At 65.3% G+C, this 14,092-nt stretch carries 10 protein-coding genes and 1 pseudogene; 7 read left to right on the top strand and 4 right to left on the bottom strand.

The features are described from left to right. Positions 1–73 precede the first annotated feature (73 nt). A complete protein-coding gene (locus DIE29_RS08510) occupies positions 74–1,207 on the top strand; it encodes an ISAs1 family transposase (protein WP_102040763.1) in 1,134 nt (377 codons plus the stop codon). A 129-nt stretch (positions 1,208–1,336) separates the two neighbouring features. Here the strand turns inward: DIE29_RS08510 and DIE29_RS08505 are convergent. Continuing rightward, a pseudogene (locus DIE29_RS08505) lies at positions 1,337–1,834 on the bottom strand (PAS domain-containing protein); the annotation flags it as partial. Positions 1,835–2,113: 279 nt separating this feature from the next. Here DIE29_RS08505 and DIE29_RS08500 point away from each other — a divergent pair. The 3 genes from DIE29_RS08500 (at position 2,114) to DIE29_RS08490 (ending at position 5,858) form a co-directional block, all read left to right on the top strand. Then, entirely contained in the window at positions 2,114–3,730 is a 1,617-nt protein-coding gene (locus tag DIE29_RS08500) for a methyl-accepting chemotaxis protein (protein ID WP_114649666.1), read from the top strand. A gap of 122 nt (positions 3,731–3,852) precedes the next feature. After that, positions 3,853–5,313: an NAD-dependent succinate-semialdehyde dehydrogenase gene (locus DIE29_RS08495; RefSeq protein WP_114650289.1), complete on the top strand. Its 1,461-nt coding sequence runs from the start codon at positions 3,853–3,855 to the stop codon at positions 5,311–5,313. After that, the gene (locus tag DIE29_RS08490; RefSeq protein WP_114649665.1) at positions 5,313–5,858 is read left to right on the top strand and encodes a class I SAM-dependent methyltransferase; all 546 of its coding nucleotides are present in this window, start codon (positions 5,313–5,315) and stop codon (positions 5,856–5,858) included. The genes DIE29_RS08495 and DIE29_RS08490 overlap by 1 nt, the downstream gene beginning before the upstream one ends. Positions 5,859–5,870: 12 nt before the next feature. Here the strand turns inward: DIE29_RS08490 and mnmH are convergent, their stop codons facing one another. Beyond that, the gene (gene mnmH / locus DIE29_RS08485; RefSeq protein ID WP_102043161.1) at positions 5,871–6,929 is read right to left on the bottom strand and encodes a tRNA 2-selenouridine(34) synthase MnmH; all 1,059 of its coding nucleotides are present in this window, start codon (positions 6,927–6,929) and stop codon (positions 5,871–5,873) included. A gap of 43 nt (positions 6,930–6,972) precedes the next feature. Between mnmH and selD the strand changes: the two genes are divergently transcribed. Beyond that, the gene (selD, locus tag DIE29_RS08480; protein ID WP_114649664.1) at positions 6,973–8,013 is read left to right on the top strand and encodes a selenide, water dikinase SelD; all 1,041 of its coding nucleotides are present in this window, start codon (positions 6,973–6,975) and stop codon (positions 8,011–8,013) included. Here the strand turns inward: selD and DIE29_RS08475 are convergent, their stop codons facing one another. After that, positions 8,014–8,631 carry an arylesterase gene (locus DIE29_RS08475; protein WP_102043162.1) on the bottom strand — a complete coding sequence of 206 codons (618 nt, stop codon included), beginning with the start codon at positions 8,629–8,631 and terminating at the stop codon, positions 8,014–8,016. Between DIE29_RS08475 and DIE29_RS08470 the strand changes: the two genes are divergently transcribed. Next, positions 8,615–9,337, top strand: coding sequence for an ABC transporter ATP-binding protein (locus tag DIE29_RS08470; RefSeq protein ID WP_102043163.1), 723 nt, complete (start codon positions 8,615–8,617; stop codon positions 9,335–9,337). The two genes, DIE29_RS08475 and DIE29_RS08470, sit on opposite strands and share 17 nt — an antisense overlap. Before the next feature lie 70 nt (positions 9,338–9,407). Next, the gene (locus DIE29_RS08465) at positions 9,408–10,757 is read left to right on the top strand and encodes an HD-GYP domain-containing protein (protein ID WP_102041506.1); all 1,350 of its coding nucleotides are present in this window, start codon (positions 9,408–9,410) and stop codon (positions 10,755–10,757) included. Between the two features lie 15 nt (positions 10,758–10,772). On the opposite strand, the gene DIE29_RS08460 is transcribed toward DIE29_RS08465, so the two are convergent. Further along, the gene (locus DIE29_RS08460) at positions 10,773–14,078 is read right to left on the bottom strand and encodes an EAL domain-containing protein (RefSeq protein ID WP_114649663.1); all 3,306 of its coding nucleotides are present in this window, start codon (positions 14,076–14,078) and stop codon (positions 10,773–10,775) included. Positions 14,079–14,092 lie beyond the last annotated feature (14 nt).

The raw sequence follows: 14,092 nt of genomic DNA, 5'->3' as shown, positions 1-14,092 counted from the left end.
ACGATCATGCACTTAGGCACCCCCTGTTCACAGCGTCATATTTTGTGTAGCTTACTGTCTTTTTGGGGATCCCATGAAGGCAGTAAGCATCATGCCGCTGACGCAGGTGTTCGTCTCGGTTTCCGACCCGCGCAGCAAGCGCCACACACGCCACGACCTGTCCGAACTGCTCACGGTCGCGGTGTGTGCAGTGCTCTCGGGCGTGGACGACTTCGTCGACATCGAGTTGTGGGCCAAGGCCAAGATCGATTGGCTGCGAGGGTTCATGAAGCTTGAGCATGGCATCCCTTCGCACGACACGATCGGGCGCGTGTTCGGCCTGATTGAGCCTGACGAGTTCGAGGCGGCGTTTCGGCGCTGGGTCGGCATGGTCGTGCCGGTGCTGGCCGAAGACACGGTCGTTGCGATCGACGGCAAGAGCAGCCGAAGAACGGCAAGCAAGGGCAAGACCCCTGCAAGTGCCCTGCACATGGTCAGCGCGTTCGCCGCCGGGATGGGCGTGGTGTTGGGCCAGAGGGCCACGGCCGAGAAATCCAACGAGATCACCGCCATTCCCGAGTTGCTCTCGAAGCTCGCCCTGGAAGGCTGCGTGGTGACGATCGACGCGATGGGCACACAGGCGAAGATTGCGCGCACGATCCGCGAACGCGGCGCCCACTACGTGCTGTGCGTGAAGGACAACCACCCGAAGTTGCTCGACTCGATCCGCTTTGCCGGCGTCGCGGATCCACGGGGACCGCTCACGCCGGCCTCGACGCATGAAACCACGAATCTTGGCCATGGACGCACGGAGATCCGCCGCTGCGTTGCGTACGACGCCACCGATCGGCTCTACAAGGGCGAAGAGTGGAAGGACGTCGCGAGCTTCGCCTTGATCGAGCGGGTGCGCACTGTCGGCAACAAAACCAGCACCGAGCGTGCCTACTACCTGAGCAGCCTGCCCGCGGACGCCGAGCGCATCGCCAAAGCAGTTCGCAGCCACTGGGAGGTGGAGAATCGGCTTCACTGGTGTCTGGATGTGCAGTTCAACGAGGATCAGTCCCGGGTGCGCAGCGGTTACGCGGCCAACAACTTGGCTGTTGTTCGCCACATCGTGATGAACCTGCTGCGGCTGAACACGACCCGTAAGGCGAGCATCAAGTCCAAGCGCATGCTGGCTGCCACTATTGACGAATTTCGGGCCGAGTTGCTCGGAGTTATGACATGAAGGTGCGATTGCCCTGGTGCGCACCCGTACCCGGAATTCCAGTTCCTGGTTGAGGTTGCGCAAGGTCAGCTCGGCAATTTTGCGCGCGGAAATGTCGTCCAGGGTGCCGGCCAGCCCCGCGCTGCCACCGTCTCGCACTGCGCGGGCGGCAGCCTCGATCCAACGGATCTCACCGTTGCGGGTGCGCAAACGGAATTCGCATTGGCAGCCGTCCCGGGCTCCGGCGGCCGCCTCGCCAAGCTGTTCGCATACCTTTGCAATGTCGTCCGGATGCAGATAGGCGCATAGCTTCTGCCCCAAGCTTTCTGCCACCGTGTAGCCGCTGATGGTTTGCCAGGCGGTATTCAGAAAATTGAACCGCCCCTCGGCGTCGGTGCGGAAGATGACTTCATTGACCGATTCGACCACCTCACGGTAACGCGCCTGACTTTCACGCAGTGCGCGTTCGGCGGCTTGGCGCGCGGCATCGTCGGCGCGTTGACAAGACCTTTCCGCCTGCCACTTGCGCCATAACCGGAGTGTTACTGGCACGGCCAGGATCAGCGCAGCCAGAACGATGGCCCCGGCCAGCCAGGGTTCGCCCTGGGTGCCGGCTGCGGCCGCCGGTATGGGCACGATGCCCAGCATGGCGGGCGACAGCGCCGCTGGTGGCAGGTTGGAAGGCTCAGCTTGGGGCCGGCTCGACGGCCCACTGCTGAAAACCACAGCACGGCTTGTACGGACCATAGTCACCCCTGTGATCTTTGGCACTGGTTACGGCTTGCGTGGCGTTCGCTGCCAGAAGCAGGCCGTCGGGCTGGTGCAGTGTTTAGAATTTCACAAAGATATTCAAGAACGCCAGCGACGCTGACGTAAATGAGCCAGACATGTGGTGTTTGCAGTCGATTGGATTGATGGAGGTCGAAAATGAGTCTCGGCATTCGGGCCCGGGTGACGCTGGGCATTGCAACGATCTTGCTGGCCGCCGGCGCTGCGCTGGCGGTTGCCCTCAATTCGGTGGCGCGGCTCGACCGTGAGTTGGTCACGGTCAACGATGTCATTCTGCCCAACGAGGTCGGCATGCGTGAGTTGCGCTTTTTGGGGGTACAAAGTCAGGCTGCATTGCGCTTTGTGGCGTTGCGCGCCAATGACGCCCAGGCGCTCAGCAACGCAGCGGCCTCCCTGAAAGGCTTTGCAGAGTTGGCCGAACAGGTGGCCAGTACCGCGCGCCGGCCGGAAGTTGCCGTCAAAGTGCGCGAATGGGGCCAGAGATGGGACCGGCAGGTGGCGCCGGCGGCCGAGCGGCTGATCCGATTGGCGGAAGCGGGGGAGACGGGGGAAGCCGTGCGGGTGCTCAAAGACGAAGTCACCCCGGCCTGGCGGGATATCCGCGCCGAATTGGAGCCGATACTCGAAGACCGCTACCGGAAAAACCGCGCTGAGGTGGCGCAGTTTCTGGAGGAAGCACGCAATGCCCGACGCTGGGTGATTACGCTGGCGGTGGTGGCCTTGATCGTCGGCGTTGGCGTGGGCCTAGGCATCGACCGCATGGTGCGCGGCCGCTTGCAGGTAGTCAGTGCCGTGGTCAAGCGCATTGCCGAAGAGCGCGATTTGTCCGTTACAGTGCCAGCGGTCGGCAATGATGAACTCGGCCGTATCGTTGCCGCCCTGAGCGGTTTGCAAGACAGTTTACGCCGGGTGGTGGCCGATACGCTTGCCGCGTTTGCCAAAGTGCGTAGCGGGGCAGACGCGCAAGCGGCAAGCAGCCACGAGACGCTTGCCAAGGCCAGCGAAAACGCCGAGCGTGCCGAGCGCATGGCGGCGGCGGTGGAGCAGTTGTCGACCAGCATCGACCAATTGCGCGATCAGGCCCGCGAAGTGGATGAACAGGCCAGCGCGGCGCAAAGCCGGGCGCAGCAGGATGGCCAACGGGTGGCGCTGACCGCGGGCGAGATCGAATCGATTGCCAAGCTCACCGAAGAAGCCGCGCTGTCGCTGGAGGAGCTGGTTGCCAAGACCAATGAAATCGCCGGAATTGCCGGAGTAATCAAGGAAATTGCCGACCAGACCAATCTGCTTGCGCTCAATGCCGCCATCGAGGCGGCACGCGCCGGCGAGCAGGGGCGCGGCTTTGCGGTGGTGGCCGATGAAGTGCGCAAACTGGCCGAGCGCACCGCGCACTCCACCGACCAGATTCATGAAGTCATCGAACAAGTGCGCGGTCAGTCCGAAGCCACCACCCGCCACATGCAGCAGGCCCGCAACCGTGCCCGGCAAGGCGAAGGGCACGCGGCGGAACTGCGTCAGTCGATGGCGCAGATCGCCGCGCAAATCGATGTGGCGCGGGAAGCCGTGGCCTCGATGCGCCATGGCGTGACCGAACAGGCGCAGGCAGCGCAACTGCTTGCCGAGGAGGTCGAACGCGTTGCCCGCGCCGCGGAGAGTAACGCCCATCAGGCGCAAATATCCGAGCAGGCGGCCGGCGAACTGGCGCAACTGGCCGGACGCACCGAAGACACGCTGCGTGGCATGTTCAAGTTGTAAGCGTGCCGCTGGCTGTGCGCGCCGCGCGGTGGGCAGTGCGGCCGCGCACAGCCCGGTGGCAGCGCTTCATGCATGCGATACCGCTACAATCGGCCCCTCGCCCACTGCACGAGGCCAACACCATGACCGATGTCACCGCTTTTCGTCTTTTCCGTGAGCACGCGCTGATCGGCGGCCGTTGGTGCGCCGCCGATGATGGCGCAGTGTTCGAAGTCCATGACCCGGCCAGCGGCAAGCGCATCGGTTGCGTGCCGCGGATGGGCGCGGCGGAAACCGAGCGGGCGATTGCCGCGGCCGCTGCCGCCTGGGGGCCGTGGCGGCAGCGCACCGCACACGAGCGCGCTCGCCTGCTCAAGCGCTGGTTCGAGCTGATCGTCGCTCATGCCGATGAACTGGCCTGGTTGATGACCACCGAGCAGGGCAAACCGCTGGCCGAGGCGCGCGGCGAAGTGATGTATGCCGCCTCTTTCGTCGAATGGTATGCCGAACAGGCCAAGCGCGCCGGTGGCGAGCTGATTCCATCGCCCGCCGCGGACCGCCGCTTGCTGGCCATGCGCCAGCCGGTGGGGGTGTGCGCGATGATTACCCCGTGGAATTTCCCGGCTGCGATGATCACCCGCAAGGTGGCGCCGGCGCTGGCCGCAGGTTGCGCCGCGGTGGTCAAGCCGGCCGAGCAGACACCTTATACCGCCCTGGCGCTGGCGGCGCTGGCCGAGGAGGCGGGGCTGCCCGCCGGCGTGCTCAACGTCATCACCGGCGATCCGGTGGCCATCGGCGGCGTGCTTACCGCCAGTCCGGCGGTGCGCAAGCTGTCTTTCACCGGCTCCACCGAGGTCGGACGTTTGCTGATGGCGCAATGCGCGCCCACGATCAAAAAGCTGTCCCTGGAGTTGGGCGGCAATGCGCCGTTCATCGTGTTCGACGATGCCGACCTGGACGCCGCGGTCGAGGGCGCGCTGGCTTCCAAGTACCGTAATGCCGGACAAACCTGTGTGTGCGCCAACCGCTTGCTGGTGCAGGCGGGCATTCATGATGCCTTTGCCGACAAGCTGGCCGCGGCGATGAGCCGCTTCAAGGTTGGCCGCGGCGCGGACGAAGGGGTGAATATCGGGCCGTTGATCGACCAAGCGGCCATCGCTAAAGTCGAAGAGCTGGTGGCCGATGCACTGGCCAAGGGGGCGCGTGCGCTGGTCGGAGGTGCGCGCCATGCGCTGGGCGGCACCTTTTATCAACCTACCGTGCTGGCCGGGGCTACGGCGGCGATGCGGGTGGCGCGCGAGGAGATCTTCGGTCCGGTGGCGCCGATCTTCCGCTTCGAAACCGAAGAAGAGGCCATCCGCATGGCCAACGATACCGAGTTCGGTCTGGCGGCGTATTTTTATGCGCGCGATGTGGGACGGATTTTCCGTGTCGCCGAGGCGCTGGAATACGGCATGGTGGGCGTCAACACCGGCATACTCTCCAACGAGGTCGCGCCCTTTGGCGGCGTCAAGCAGTCCGGTCTGGGGCGGGAAGGGGCGACTCACGGTATCGACGAATACCTGGAAATCAAAGCCATCCACATGGCGGGCCTGGACCGCTGATGGCGCACTTCGATCGTCTTGCGCCATCGGCCTGGGTCACCCGCTTTGCGCCGCTGGTGCGCGCCGGCGGGCGGGTGCTGGATTTGGCCTGTGGCGGCGGTCGCCATGCGCGCTGGCTGGCCGCGCGCGGTTACCAGGTGGAGGCGGTGGACCGCGATGCGACGGCGTTGGCGACATTGCAGGACGTGCCTGGGGTCACACCCCGGCAAGCCGAGCTGGAAAATGGCCCCTGGCCGCTGGCCGGCGCGCAGTTCGACGGCATCGTGGTCACCAACTATTTGTACCGTCCGCGCTTTGCGGCCTTGCTCGATTGTCTTGCGGCTGACGGCGTGCTGATCTTTGAAACCTTCATGGTCGGCAACGAGCGCTTCGGCAAGCCGTCCAATCCGGATTTTTTGCTGCGCCCCGGCGAGTTGCTGGAACGGCTGGGCGGCGACTACAGCATCGTCGCCTTCGAGCAGGGCGAGGTGACTGCGCCGCGTCCCGCGCTCATCCAGCGTGTGTGTGCGCTGCGCGGGGTTGGACAGGTGGCGCGGTTACCATAGCGCAAGGCGTGGTTATGCGCGCGACGCTTCGGCCGCAAGGATCGCGGCGGCCAGTGCGTCGATGCCGGCATCGTCCAGACGCTCGGCGTAAAACCGTGGCGCGCGCTCCAGGCCGCTGTAGTGCAGTCGCTGCGAACGGCGGTAGAGCGGGTCGTAATGCAGGTCGATGAGTTCACCGAAAAGTTCCGCCAAGGCGCCGGTAGCGGCCCAGTCTTGCCAGCGCGCCAGGGTTTCATTGCTGTGCAGGCCCTTCAGTCGGGACAGATCGGCCTGTAAGCGTGCAGGCTCGTCGCCCAGCCAGGCGTAGTCGCGCAGCAAAAAGGCCAGCCGTGCGCTGCGACTGGCTTCGATGAACACGCAGGCGCTGGCGCGTATGGCCATAATCAGCGCCTCGGGGATATGTACCGCACCGATCTTGCGGCTTTCGGCTTCCACATAAACCGGGCGGTTGGGGTCCAGACCGCGTAATACGCCAAACAGCGCGGTTTCAAAAGACTTTTGCGTCGGTTGCGGCTGGCCGGGCAGAGCGCCGAGCACCGAGCCGCGGTGCCCGGCCAAGCCTTCCAGATCGAGCACCTGGGCGCCGCGGGCGGCCAGCGCATGCAGTAAGCGGGTTTTGGCGCTGCCGGTCGGGCCGCAGACCACCCGGAAAGTCAGGCGCGCGGGCAATTGCGCCAGTTCCGCCACCACCATGCGCCGCCAGGCTTTGTAGCCGCCTTCCAGCTGGTGAGCATCCCAACCCACCATGCGCAGCCAGGTCACGAAGGCGCCGCTGCGCTGGCCACCGCGCCAGCAATAGACCAACGGCCGCCAGTCCTTGGGCTTGTTGGCCAGCGGACCGGCAAGGTGGCGGGCGATGTTTTCGGCCACCATGGCTCCGCCGACCCGGCGTGCCTCGAAGGCCGAGCGCTGTTTGTACAGCGTGCCGACGACGATGCGCTGCGCGTTGTCGAGCACCGGCAGGTTCAACGCACCGGGCAGATGATCCTCGGCAAACTCGGCCGGGGTGCGGGCGTCGATGATCTCGTCAAAGTCGGTGTGCTGTGCTACGGTCGCAAGCCCCTGTTTCATTGCCTGTTGCGTCGGTTGCGACGCCTTCTCCCTGTGTAGATTCATGGACCGGATCAGACTGACCCAATTTTCCCATGGCGGCGGATGCGGCTGCAAAATCGCGCCTGCGGTGTTGAGCAGCCTGCTTGGCAAAATGCCCGCAGGCGTGCTGCCACCAGAGCTTCTTGTCGGCACCGAGCATGCCGACGATGCGGCGGTGTATCGGCTCAACGACCATCAGGCGGTGGTGGCGACCACCGATTTTTTCACCCCCATCGTCGATGACCCCTTCGACTTTGGTCGCATCGCGGCCACCAACGCGCTGTCCGATGTGTATGCCATGGGCGCACGCCCCATCCTTGCCCTGGCGGTGGTGGGTATGCCAATCGACAAGCTGCCGACGGAAGCCATTGGCCGCATTCTGGAAGGCGGCGCAGCAACCTGTCGTGAAGCCGGCATTCCAGTGGCGGGCGGGCATTCGATCGACGTGCTGGAACCCATCTATGGCCTGGTTGGGCTGGGCGTGGTCGATCCGGCCAAGGTCAAGACCAACGCCGGTGCGGCGGCCGGCGATGTGCTGATTCTCACCAAACCGTTGGGCGTGGGCATTCTTTCTGCCGGGCTCAAAAAAGGTGTGCTGTCGGCCGACGGTTACGCTCAGATGCTGCGCTGGACGACCTTGCTCAATCGTGTCGGCGAACACTTGGCGGCGCTGCCCGGCGTACATGCGATGACCGATGTCACCGGTTTCGGCTTGGCCGGTCATTTGCTGGAGGTCTGCCGCGCCAGCCGGCTGGGCGCGGAATTGCGCTTTGAAGATCTGCCGTCGATCGATGAAGCGGTCGAGTTGGTCAAGGACGGCGTGGCCACCGGCGCTTCCACCCGCAACTGGGCAAGCTATGGCGATGCGGTGCAGTGGGCGGCCGAAGCCCCCGAGTGGCAGCGCAAGCTGATCACCGACCCGCAGACCAGTGGCGGCCTGTTGGTGGCTTGCGCGCCGAATGCGGTCGATGCGGTGCTCCAGACCGTGCATGCGGTGCAAGGCACACGCGCGTGGGTAATCGGCCGCCTGCTGGCCGGCGCGGCTGGCGTGCGGGTGCTGTGATCAGGGCTTGCCGTCGCCAAGCAGCGGCATCAGCCGGGGCCACACATTGTCAAGGATCAAGGGCTGCGCGTCGGCAGTAGGATGCAGACCGTCGGGCTGAAAAAGCGCTCTGCGTTCGGCAAAACCTTCCAGCAGAAAGGGCAGCAGCGCCACCTTGTGCGCTTGGGCTACACGTGCGAAGGTTTCCGCAAAGCGTCGTGTATAGACCGGCCCGTAGTTGGGCGGCATTTGCATCCCGGCCAGCAATACGCGGGCGCCAGCTCGATGGGCGGCCTCGATCATGGCGCCCAGGTTGTCGGCCAAGTGTTCGGGCGGCAAGCCGCGCAGGCCGTCGTTGGCGCCCAGGGCCAGGATCAGCACATCGGGCCGATAGCGCGCCAGCGCGGCCGGCAGACGGGAGCGACCGCCGGCCGAGGTCTCCCCGCTGACGCTGGCGTTGACCACCCGGTGCGGGAACCCTTCGCGCGCCAGCCGCGTCTGCAACAGGGTGGGCCAGGCTTGATCCGGACGCAGACCGTAGCCGGCCGACAGGCTGTCGCCCCACACCAGAATGGTCGCCGCCTGCGCGCCACCTGCAAACAGAACGAACAAAAAGGTCACCATGGATCGAAGCGGCATCGAAATTCCTCTCCCAGTGCTTGAAGTCGAAGCTTTGTGTAAGTCGGTGCCGCTGGCCGACGGCCAGAGCAGGCTGGACATTTTGAGCGATATCGCGTTTACGGTGGGGCCGGGCGAGTCGGTGGCCATTGTCGGCGCCTCCGGCTCGGGCAAATCCACGCTGCTGGGATTGCTGGCCGGCCTGGACGTTCCCACTGCGGGCACGGTGCGCCTGCTGGGCCAAGACTTGTTTGCGTTGGACGAAGATGCACGCGCGGCCTTGCGTGGCGAGGCGGTGGGTTTTGTATTCCAGTCTTTTCAGCTGCTTCCGGCACTGACCGCGCTGGAAAACGTCATGCTGCCGCTGGAGCTGGCCGGGCGCAGCGATGCCCGCGAGCAGGCGCGGCAGTGGCTGGAACGGGTGGGCCTGGGCGGGCGCACCGGTCACTATCCCAAGCATCTTTCCGGCGGCGAGCAGCAGCGCGTGGCGCTGGCCCGGGCGTTTGCCCCCAATCCGCGCCTGCTGCTGGCCGACGAGCCCACCGGCAATCTGGACGCAGCTACCGGTGCGGCGGTCATCGAGCTGATGTTTGTGCTCAACCGCGAGGCCGGCACCACGCTGATCCTGGTCACCCATGATGAGGCGCTGGCATCGCGCTGCGGGCGCACGCTGCGCATGCAGGCGGGCAGGTTGGCCGAGCGCGGGGTCAGTCTGGCCGGCGGGTGACGATCCGCCGTGCTTGCACGGGCGCCGTAGTGTGCATACTGTGTGCAACGGACACAGTGAGGAGCGAATCATGCCGCTTGCGGGGTTGAAGTTATCCGAATTGATCGGTGCGCTCAGTCATGCCTTGGATATCACCGAAGGCCAGCCGGAAGGCCACTGTGTGCGCTGCTGCTGGATCGGCATGCACCTGGGGCGCGCGCTGGGTTTGTCGGAACATGCGCAATGGGAGCTGTACTACACGCTGCTGCTCAAGGATCTGGGCTGCAGCAGCAATGCTGCGCGGATCTGTGAGCTTTATCTGACCGACGATCTATCCTTCAAGCGCGATTTCAAGTGGGTCGATGGCAGTCTTTCCCAAGTCATGCGCTTCGTGATCGATCACACCGGCGTGGAGGCCGGATTGGCCGAGCGCTTCCGGGCGCTTTTGACCATCATGCGTAACGGTGAGGAGCTGGCGCAGGAACTGATCCAGACGCGCTGTCAGCGCGGCGCGCAAATTGCCCGCCAATTGCGTTTTTCCGAAGGGGTGGCGCGCGGCATTCATGCGCTGGACGAGCATTGGGATGGCAGTGGCCGCCCCGACCGGCTCAAGGGCGAAGCGATCCCGCTCAACGCCCGTATTGCCTTGCTGGCCCAGGTGGTCGATGTCTTTCATTCGGTCGGCGGTCCGGACGCGGCGCTGGAAGAAGTACGCCGGCGCAGCGGCACTTGGTTCGATCCGCACCTTTGTACCGTGTTCGAGCGGGTCTGCGCCCGCCCGGGTTTTTGGCCGATGCTCGCTTCCGAATCTTTGCCGGCGGCGGTGTTTGCGCTGGAGCCGGCCCGTTACGAGGTGCCGTTGGACGATGACTATCTGGATGAGATCGCCGCGGCCTTCGGGCAGGTGGTCGATGCCAAAAGCCCCTACACCGCGGGCCATAGCGTGCGGGTGGCGCGCTACACCGATCTGGTGGCCGAGGAGCTGGGCATCGATCCGGCGCGTCGGCGCTGGCTGCGGCGCGGTGCGTTGCTGCACGATGTCGGCAAGCTCGGGGTGAGTAACCGGGTGCTCGACAAACCGGGCAAGTTGGATGAGTCCGAATGGGAGGCGGTCAAGCGCCACGCCGCATACACTGAATCCATTTTGGCGCGGATCGCTCAATTCCAGGAACTGGCCCGGGTGGCCGGGGCGCATCATGAACGCCTGGATGGCAAGGGTTATCCACGCGGCGTCGCTGCTGCGGAGATTGCGCTGGAGACGCGGATCATTACCGTGGCCGATATTTTCGATGCGATCACGGCCGAACGTCCCTACCGTGGCGCAACCCCGGTGGACCAGGCCTTGGCGATCATGGCCGAACATGTGGGCACCGCCATCGACGAGCGCTGCTTTGCGGCTTTACAAAAGGTGCTGGCACAGGTGCCCGAAGCGATTGGCTGAACGGTCGCGCGCGGGTCAGCTTGGGGTGTGCAGACGCTCGATCATCTCGGCCGGCCGGTGCGCGCTCATCCAGCGCTCGAAGGTATCGGCCGGCATCGGCCGGCCAAACAGGTAGCCTTGCATGGTGTTGCAGCCGCGGGCTTTGAGCCAGGCGAACTGCTCGACGGTCTCCACGCCTTCGGCCACCACGCCCAGCCCCAGGTCGCGGGCCATCGACAGGGTTGCCGAGGCCACCGCGGCGTCTTCCTGGTCGCCCGGCAGATCGCGCACGAAAGAGTAATCCAGCTTGAGACTGCCAAGCGGCAGGCGTTTGAGATAAGCCAGGCTGGAGTAACCGGTGCCGAAGTCGTCCAGCGCCAGGCTCAAACCCAATTTGCCGAGCTCGATGAGACGCTCGTACAGCGCCTCCGATGGTTGCATCAGCGCGGTTTCGGTGATCTCCAGTTCGATGCAGGCGGGGTTGGCGCCGGTCTCGGCCAGAATCCGGGTCACGACCTCGAGGAAATCCTCGCGGCGGAACTGCAAGGCGGAGATATTGACCGCCACCACCAGGCTGCGGTACCCGGCGCGCGCCCAGGCTGCTTGTTGGCGGCAGGCTTCCCGCAGCACCCATTCGCCCAGCGGAACGATCAGCCCGGAGGCTTCGGCCACCGGGATGAACTGGGCTGGACTGATGGCGCCGATCTCGGGGTGGTGCCAGCGCAAAAGCGCCTCGCAGCCGGTCAGCGCACCGTCTTGGGCATCGATCTGCGGCTGGTAGTAAAGCGCCAACGCGCCGCTTTCGATGGCGCGCCGCAGGGCGTTTTCCAGCATCAGGCGCTCGATGGCGCGGGCATTCATTTCCGGCACGAAAAACTGGAAGTTGTTGCGTCCGGCTTCCTTGGCGCCATACATGGCGGTATCGGCATGTTTGAGCAGGGTGTCGATATCATGGCCGTCGTTGGGGTGCAGAGCGATGCCGATGCTCACCGAGGCGCGCAGCTCCTGCCCGCCGATTTCGACCGGTGCGTGCATGGCGGCCAGCATTTTGCGCGCCACCGCGGCGGCGTCTTCGGGCTGCGCCAGGCGCGGCAGCAGGGCGACGAACTCGTCTCCGCCCAGCCGGGCGAGCACGTCCTCGTCGCGCAGGCAGGCCGACAGCCGACCGGCAACCGTGGCCAGCAACAGATCGCCGGCCGGGTGGCCGAGCGAATCGTTGACATGCTTGAACTGATCCAGGTCCAGAAACAGCACCGCCAGCGTGTCCCCATGGCGCCGCGCGGCATGCAGAGCGGTCTGGGCGCGGCTCAGCCACAGCCGGCGGTTGGGCAGACCGGTCAGTGCGTCATAGTGGGCCAGGTATTCGATATGCGCTTCGGCCTGACGGGCGGCGCTCACATCTTGCACGGTGCCGCGCAAACGTACTGCGCGGTCGTTTTGCCATTCGGCTTCGAGCAGGCAATGCACGATTTGTCCGCGACTGCCGGCCAGGCGGCAATCCAGCGACTGTTCGCCGGGCTCGGCGGCAGTCCGAGCGATGGCCGCGCGCAAGGCGGGGCGGTCGTCTTCATGCACCGCGGCAAGAAGATCGTCCAGCGCCGGCGCATGCGCTTTGGGCAGGTGCAAGAGGTCGATCAGCGCCTCCGAGCAGGCCAGCTCGGAGCCGTCCGGGGCGCATTCCCAACTGCCCATGCGGGCGGTGCGCTGCGCACGCGCCAGGGCTTCGCGCTGGGTGTGCAGCGCTTCAGTGGCCTGGGTGAGTTCAGCGGTGCGTTGTTCGACCAGACGCGCGATGCGGCGGGTCTGGCCGCTGCTGACCAGCAAAAACGCGCCCAGCATGCCTAAGGTGGCCAGACCGAAAGCAATCGTGGTCCAGGCCGCCCAACTGCGCAGCTCGCGCACATAGGCCGGGGTGCCGCGCACACGGATTTGCCAATTGCGCTCGGCAAACGTGACCGGCACCGCCCGCGCCACCGGTCCGGCGAGCCAGTCGTCGGCTTCGCACCCGTCTGGGCCGAGCAGGCGGCGCTTGTCGGGCGGGCCGTCAAGATCGACCAGGCACAACGCCAATTCCGCGGCCCCGCTGTCGCGCAAAATGGCGGCAAAGGTGTCGTTCATGCGGAACACTGCCGAGACGACACCGAGCATACGCGGTGAGTCGGAATTTTCACCCAGGCGGTCGAATACCGCGTAATAGACCACGACGCCGCGTTGAGTGTCGCGCTCTTGCACCAGACGGATGCCTTCGCTGGCCACCGGTGCATGCACCCGTTGTGAGCGCTCGATGGCAGCCGCGGTGGCAGGCAGCGACAGCGGGTTGAGTCCGTAAGCCGAGGCGTTGGCGGCAAAAGGTTCGATATAGGTGATCGGCAGATAAACGTCGGCATCTCGGGCCGGGAAGGTGCGGCCTTCGGGCGAGCGGTCGAGGATGCGAAAGTCGTCGCCGTGCGCCGCGCGTACCGCCGCCTCGAATCCGGCGCGTTGCTCGCGGTGTATCAGCGGGCTCCAGCCAAAGTTTTGGGTGCCGGGGTAGCGCTGCAGCCAGGGGGTGACGAACTCTCTGAAATCGCGCCGGGTAACCGCTTCGGAGACCGCGATGAAGCTGCCGACCGCCAGCACCATGTCGATCTGCGTATCCAGACGCTTGCGCACCAGATGGATGACTTGTTCGGCGTCGCGGCCAAACTGGGTGTGCACCCGTGTGGCTTCCCAGCGGCTGGCCTGGTAGAGCGCGGCCCCGGTCAGCCCGATGCCGATCATCATGGGCACGGCGACCGCCATCCGGCGAGGCTGCCAGTCTTCGGTCGGGCGGCCGAAAAAAACGAACATCAGCGGGCAGGCCACCAGCACCCCCAGGGTGTCGCCCATCCACCAGTTCCACCAGTTGAACAAGGTTTCCTCGGGCGCAATCAAGCCGTCATGCACCAGTAGCGGCACCGCGACGCTGGCATTGACCAGACAGCTGAGCGGTGCGACCAGCATCATGAAACGTAGGATGGACGAGGGGGTGTCCAGCGCGTTGGGAACGCCCACCCAAACGCGGGTCAGCCAGACACCGACCAGAGCCTGCAGGCCGGCGAAAACCGGGATGATCAGCGGCCCCCAGGTGGCGCCAAGGGTCAGTCCGGCATGCCAGGCGGCAAACCATTGCACCGCCAAAGAGCCAACGATCACGCCACCCACATGGCGCGCGCCAAAAATCAGCAAAGCCGACAGCGCAAGCCCCGCAGCCGGGAAAAACGGCGCGGCATAACCGGGGGGAACGGCAAACTGGATGGACAAATAGCCGGTCAGGGCGTAGCCCAGGGCGATCAAGCCGGAAATGGTCAAAGCGTGGCGCATGGCGCAGGATTATA

Source organism: Pseudothauera hydrothermalis, from assembly GCF_003345255.1.
In the GTDB taxonomy this organism is placed as follows: Bacteria; Pseudomonadota; Gammaproteobacteria; order Burkholderiales; family Rhodocyclaceae; genus Pseudothauera; species Pseudothauera hydrothermalis.
This window is presented reverse-complemented; position numbering and strand designations above follow the sequence as displayed.

Excerpts from the sequence above, each read along its gene's own strand:
- DIE29_RS08510 (WP_102040763.1), top strand. The coding sequence starts at position 74 with ATGAAGGCAGTAAGCATCATGCCGCTGACGCAGGTGTTCGTCTCGGTT.
- DIE29_RS08500 (WP_114649666.1), top strand. The coding sequence starts at position 2,114 with ATGAGTCTCGGCATTCGGGCCCGGGTGACGCTGGGCATTGCAACGATC.
- DIE29_RS08495 (WP_114650289.1), top strand. The coding sequence starts at position 3,853 with ATGACCGATGTCACCGCTTTTCGTCTTTTCCGTGAGCACGCGCTGATC.
- DIE29_RS08490 (WP_114649665.1), top strand. The coding sequence starts at position 5,313 with ATGGCGCACTTCGATCGTCTTGCGCCATCGGCCTGGGTCACCCGCTTT.
- mnmH (WP_102043161.1), bottom strand. The coding sequence starts at position 6,929 with ATGAAACAGGGGCTTGCGACCGTAGCACAGCACACCGACTTTGACGAG.
- selD (WP_114649664.1), top strand. The coding sequence starts at position 6,973 with ATGGACCGGATCAGACTGACCCAATTTTCCCATGGCGGCGGATGCGGC.
- DIE29_RS08470 (WP_102043163.1), top strand. The coding sequence starts at position 8,615 with ATGGATCGAAGCGGCATCGAAATTCCTCTCCCAGTGCTTGAAGTCGAA.
- DIE29_RS08475 (WP_102043162.1), bottom strand. The coding sequence starts at position 8,631 with ATGCCGCTTCGATCCATGGTGACCTTTTTGTTCGTTCTGTTTGCAGGT.
- DIE29_RS08465 (WP_102041506.1), top strand. The coding sequence starts at position 9,408 with ATGCCGCTTGCGGGGTTGAAGTTATCCGAATTGATCGGTGCGCTCAGT.
- DIE29_RS08460 (WP_114649663.1), bottom strand. The coding sequence starts at position 14,078 with ATGCGCCACGCTTTGACCATTTCCGGCTTGATCGCCCTGGGCTACGCC.